4 protein-coding genes are annotated in these 5,178 nt (G+C 51.3%); all 4 read right to left on the bottom strand.

The window, feature by feature from the left end; genetic code table 11:
- Nucleotides 1-359 (bottom strand): ArdC-like ssDNA-binding domain-containing protein (locus EJP87_RS13760; RefSeq protein WP_130472442.1); only part of this gene is annotated, 359 nt, incomplete at its 3' end.
- Nucleotides 360-424: 65 nt separating this feature from the next.
- Nucleotides 425-634: a hypothetical protein gene (locus tag EJP87_RS13755; protein ID WP_130472441.1), complete on the bottom strand. Its 210-nt coding sequence runs from the start codon at nt 632-634 to the stop codon at nt 425-427.
- Between the two features lie 411 nt (nt 635-1,045).
- On the bottom strand, nt 1,046-2,056 hold the full coding sequence (locus EJP87_RS13750; RefSeq protein ID WP_130472440.1) for a hypothetical protein: 1,011 nt from the start codon (nt 2,054-2,056) through the stop codon (nt 1,046-1,048).
- Nucleotides 2,057-2,071: 15 nt separating this feature from the next.
- A complete protein-coding gene (locus EJP87_RS13745; RefSeq protein WP_227657648.1) occupies nt 2,072-4,882 on the bottom strand; it encodes a type ISP restriction/modification enzyme in 2,811 nt (936 codons plus the stop codon).
- Nucleotides 4,883-5,178 lie beyond the last annotated feature (296 nt).

Here is a 5,178-nt window from a genome sequence, read left to right as displayed (position 1 = left end):
CCCTTCATGAACGGAATCTTGTGTTCGACCTCTTCGCCGTTCTCTTCGTTATGCTCGATCTTGGTCAGGGTGTTGGCATAGACCACCAAGGAACCACGTTCGCCTTTGCGGACATGGCCACCAAGTTCGTGAGCCTGTTTGAACGTCATCCAAAGCGGGGCGTTGTACCCCTTTTCCATGGCCTCAACCCACAACATGAGGACGTTGATGCCAGAATAGGGCAGACCATTGAATCGTAAGGGACGGCTTATCTTACCAGCGGCGTGTTCAGCATTCCATGGCTTCATCCAAGGCCGTGTGCCATTTTCAAGCTCGGCGACGATCCTATCGGTAACGCGCTTATAAACGTCTGTATTCATGATGGTTTCCTTCCCTGATGACGTATCTAAACGGAGGATTGCACACATTCAAGAGGGAAAGGCGCTTACGCGCCTCCCCCCTCCGATTTGGACTCGTTGGGCAGAATGACCAGGTTTCCTGATGCAACCGGTGATAGATCGAGGCTCATGGTGAACCCCTTGCCATTCTTGGTCGGCCACAAAGCACCGATGCGCAGCCATTGTGCATGCTCACGTTCCGGCACAAACCAAACGATGTGAGTGGGGCTGGAAGCTGTATGGGGGGTCTTGGTCATAAGGTGGCTCCTGTCTTTTTTGAGGCCGCGCCAATCGCAACCTTTCTGGCAACACAACAAGCCTGCCAAAGACGACCACCGCACCCCCTGCGGGCCGAAGCAAAGCGGAGGACGGATGGTGAGGGACTTTTTTGAAGCGTAGCGGTCGCGAGGAATGCCCAAAGGGCAGGGGAAAAAAGTTACGCGCCACCGTTGCGGTGGACGGCGGCAGGCTTAGTGTCTGCCTGATATAAAGGTTTGCAGGCGCGGACAGGGAATGGAAAGACAGGAGATTACCGGACCATGACCGCCCAAAAGCGTTCCATGCTATATTGGCATCGTGTTACTCGTGCCCAGTGAACTACATGCAATTGGCCAGCATGGTTCTGTCCCTGCCGTTTTCGGCATTGGTCAGGGTCAGCTTGTACAGCATCAGGCTCTGACACTTTGGCAGTCAGCAAGAAGGCCGCCCGCTAATTTTGTGATGAGGCGGGCCGCTTCGCGGACGCTCTCCTCACGGATGACGATCCTCTGGCCGATTTGATAGCGGTTGTCGCCGCTTTTGTTCTGATAGGCAGCATCCACGATCCCCTGCGTGTGAGCCAGGAGATGGCGTTGCTGAAAAGCCTTCTGAAGAATTGCTATTTCGTCAGTCATTATGTGGTCAGCATAAGATTTACCAGTAGCAACTTTCCAAAGATCACTGCCTTCTGAAAGGTTCTGAAAGGCATTGCGCCGTGCTTGGCTGGCATTCGGCACGGCTGTATAAAGCGCCTCGGCGTAACGCTGAAATGCGGTTACTATGGTTTGAAGGCCACTTTCAACCACAAGCCGGACAGTATTTTCGGCGGCATCCCGATCCTCAATGGCCAATCTGACAAAATCAAGCGCATCTAATGATTGGGTAATGCCTATGATGGATTGCATGAACTGCTGGTCGGCGGCGTTGTAGCCACAAGCAGGACAAAAGAATGCTGCTCCGATGACTGCGTAGCGGCATTCACAAGCTGGGCAGGTAATTTTCAGCCGCATCGGCTCCGCAGCAGCCGGTGGAAGCAAAACCTGCGTCGGATGATTGTTTACGTTCATGGTGATCGAAATCAGGCTGCCTCTAGGTTGCTGCCGATTCCATTGGGCTGCGTCACGCACCATCGCCCTGTTTATCTGACCAGAAATATGAGAAATGGCAGCTTTTTTAGCGTGTTCAATTTGCTGCTGCGTCCACCACTGGCCCGATGAGGCTGTGTGACGGCAGCTTGGACAAAACACTTCCTCGTCTCGTACCTTGTTCTTCCAGTCTTCACTCAAAATCTTGAATTGAAAAAGGCATTCATCGGCAGGACACTTCCTGTCGAAATATCCTTCCTCATCATCCTGAATAGAAACGGATAGCCGTGTTTGCCCGCCCATTGCCCGAATCGTGCGTATCGTCTCGTCAAACATACCTCGTGAACTCCATTACAAATCCCCCAAAGGCGACAGAGCCTTCACGATCTTCATCGTCTCCAGGCTGACGGTGATAACGCGCTGCAAAAGCTTCAGCGGGTAGGCCGGATCGCCAACGGTCTCTATGGCATAGCGGTTGGCGTCATTGACGATGCCGCTTGCCGGATCGGTTTTCACGCATTGGCGCTCCATCACCCATTCCAAAGCTGGCTTGCCATTGACGACGTAATCATAGGCCGCAAGCGGGATGTCCGTGATGGTGATGTTGCTGTTGTAGATCACCGTGGTCTTGTCGAGGTTTGGACGCTTGCCAGCAAACTTCATCTTCTCAACGCGATAAAAGCTGACCGGATCGGACGGTGCAATCAGTCCGGTGCCACCACGGGCAAAATTGACTGGATAAGGCTTCACTGTCTCATAGTCGCAATGCAGATCGCCCAGCTTGCGGCCAGCAGCAACAAAGGCCCAAAAATCCACCGCCTTTTTTACAGCTGGAATGCGTGGCAACTCTTTGGATAGGTTATCGGCGTAGCGACTGCGGTAGCCCTCGGAGTGCAGCAGGCCATAAACGTAATAAAAAAGGTCGTCCTTTGTGATGGTATCGCCTGGATAAGCAGTTTGGAAGTGGGTCAGTCCTTCGTCAGTGATGGCATCGCGACGATTCAAACCGCTTTCCTTGCATGCATCCATTGCAAACAGGTTTAGCTGAGATTGGTCATCGGTTGTCGTTTGTTCGTCGTACAGGTACCGTGGAAAGCATTGATTATTATCCATATCTGCAAAATTCATATTGGGCAAATTTTCTCCCATGAGAACTGAAAAGATGCCACGATGACCGATACCGCTAACGCAAATCGTCCGATTTTTCACCACCGCACCCCCCATCGGAAAAATGCGTGGCATTTGCAGCACCCTCTCGTTGAATGTACGGCTATAATAAAGCCATTGGCGCATAAATGGTCGGTAAAGGCTCGGCGTTAAACATGCATCATTGAAGACGAACCGCTTATTTTTGACCAAATCCCCCTTTAACCCGCACGTCCAACTGATCTTGCTGGAATCGGTATTGATGAAGCTATCCACTACTTTTTCACGCGTTTTACGGTCGGCACGAGGATAGGTACCATCGAAACGATCAAGCTCGTCGTTGTAAAAATTTATCATCCGCATCATATTGCTTGCCAGTACTGTTCGGCTGCTATTGTATGCCCAAGCATCTCTATTAGTCACAATACCGAGGGAGAAATTATCAAATAGCTTTAGACCAGGCCCTTTTTTATCGCCCAAAACGATAAAGCCCTCAAAACTCTTATTGCGCTGAGCCAACCAGTCACCATGCTCATCTGGTGTAATATTACGCCAGCCATTCTTGCGGTCGATCCCGCCAATACTGCCGAAGTCAGAAATAATATCCAACTTTCGCTCGCGGGTTAGATAGTCGCCAATGTCGTGGAAATAGATGCGTCCTTGCTCAGTGGCCTGCGGTTTTTTTACCAGCAGTGTGATGGCAATCGGGGTACGCGTGCCCTGTCCGAAAACATTATCTTTCTCTTTACGCCGCTGCTCGCCGGAGGTGCGGGCATTGCCGCGCAAATGGAAGACATGAATGCTGGAGAATTCATCCACCAAGCATTTCCGTAGACCGTCGAATGTACCGGTATCAAGCCAACTTGCGTTGGAGACATAGGCTACCACACCAGCATCACCTAAACGATCACTCGCCCAACGGATAGCACGAATATAACTATCATAAACACCTTTCGATAGTGAAGCGCCAGACTGAGCCACGTAAGTATTTTCTATGCGTAAATCTAACTTTTGATAAGCAATATTTTTAGCAATATCATTTGCACTACTCTGCCCGACGGAATAGGGCGGGTTGCCAAAAATGACACGAATGTCGAGTTTCTTTTGGCGCGTTCGCCGGTTGCTGTTATCAGCCATCAGGTCGCTGATAAGATCTCGCTCCTGCTCATAGAGTTGAAAGGTATCAGTCAGACAAATCCCCTCGAAAGGCACATAACCGCCACCGACCACGCCATGATAGGCCGCCTCGATATTGATGGCGGCGATGTAGTATGCCAGCAGGACAATCTCGTTGGCGTGGATTTCGCGCCGGTATTTGTGTTCCAGCTCATCTGATTTGATCAGGCCGGATTGCAGCAGGCGAGTAATGAAGGTGCCTGTTCCGGTGAAAGGGTCTAGGATATGAACGCCACGGCTGCCAAGGGTCTGCCCGAACTCGCTTTGCAGCACTTCGTTGACCGAATGGATGATAAAATCCACCACCTCAACAGGGGTATAGACGATGCCAAGCCGCTCGGTCATTTGGGGAAAAGCGTTGCGGAAAAACTTGTCGTAAAGCTCAACGATGATCTTTTGCTTGGCCTGGGCGTTGTCGATACCGGCAGCACGGCGTTTGACGCTTTCATAGAACTTCTGGAGGCTCTCGGATTCCTTTCCCAGGTTGTGTTCGTCCAGTTTGTCGAGAACCTGTTGCATGGCCCGTGAAACGGGATTGCTCTTGGCGAAGCTGTAGCCTTCAAACAGGGAATCAAAAACAGGGCGGGTGATGATGTGCTGGGCCAGCATCTCAATGGCCTCAGCCTCGGTGATGCTATCGTTCAGATCGTCCCTGATCTCTGCCAGAAAGGCATCAAAAGCCCGCCTCTCAGGTGTGTTGTGCCTCTGCACCAGTGCGGTGATGCGGGTGATATGGGTTTGGGCAATCTTGGCAATGTCGGATGCCCAATCCTCCCAATAATCGCGCCGGCCACATTTCCGAACGATTTTGGCCATGATGGCCTTGGAAACCTCATCCAAGCCTGGCAAAACCGGATGGGCTGCTTTTCCAGTGCCTGGGTCGCAAGCATCGTCACCAGCAGGGGCGCTGCCCCATATGCGCTAACATGATTATCGAAACTTATTGTTGAGCAGTGTGGATGCGTGTATAATGCAACCACTATGGATGCGAATACGATATTTCTGGATGAAAATTGGGAATTTTTACGTTCCTTGTTTCCCACTGGTTGGGAGGAACTGGCCCGTGAGACGAGGGCGATTCTGCAATATAAGGGAGATGTGAAGTCGGTATCTAATTGGATGCGCATTTTTCTGAT

The organism is Candidatus Magnetaquicoccus inordinatus, from assembly GCF_004217665.1.
GTDB classification, from domain to species: domain Bacteria; phylum Pseudomonadota; class Magnetococcia; order Magnetococcales; family Magnetaquicoccaceae; genus Magnetaquicoccus; species Magnetaquicoccus inordinatus.
Note: the sequence above shows the minus strand (reverse complement) of the source record. Positions and strands in the feature narration are given on the sequence as shown.